The organism is Janthinobacterium sp. GW823-FHT03B06, assembly GCF_058796955.1.
Genome location: NZ_JBXAJE010000024.1, coordinates 214 through 711 on the forward strand (window position 1 = coordinate 214; position 498 = coordinate 711).

The 498-nt window shown below is 62.0% G+C and carries 1 protein-coding gene; it reads right to left on the minus strand.

What is annotated here, in order from left to right; all coding sequences use genetic code 11:
- Positions 1–316: 316 nt before the first annotated feature.
- A partial coding sequence (locus tag AC1RBA_RS27920) for a hypothetical protein (RefSeq protein ID WP_492420615.1) occupies positions 317–498 on the minus strand: 182 nt, incomplete at its 5' end.

Here is a 498-nt window from a genome sequence, read left to right on the forward strand (position 1 = left end):
ATTACGCGCGCCCTGCGGACGCGCTAATCCGACCTACCGCTGCATCGATTCCCACACCTTCTGCAAACGCTTGGCAGACACGGGCATCGGCGTGCGCAGTTCCCGTACGAACAGTCGGGCAGGTCGGGCAGGCCGGATAGGTCGGATAGGTCAGGTAGGTCGGATTAGCGGCGCAGCCGCGTAATCCGACACCACCAGCGACACCGTTAACACCCATCGACACCCATTGACACCATTGACACCATCAACACCACCCCATCGCCCAGGCCAACGATGACGTCGGATTACGCGCGCCCTGCGGACGCGCTAATCCGACCTACCGCTGCATCGATTCCCACACCTTCTGCAAACGCTTGGCAGAAACGGACATCGGCGTGCGCAGTTCCCGTGCAAACAGTCGGGTAGGTCGGGTAGGTCGGATTAGCGGCGCAGCCGCGTAATCCGACACCACCAGCGACACCGTTAACAGCAGCGCACCATCCACCACCCCATCGCCCA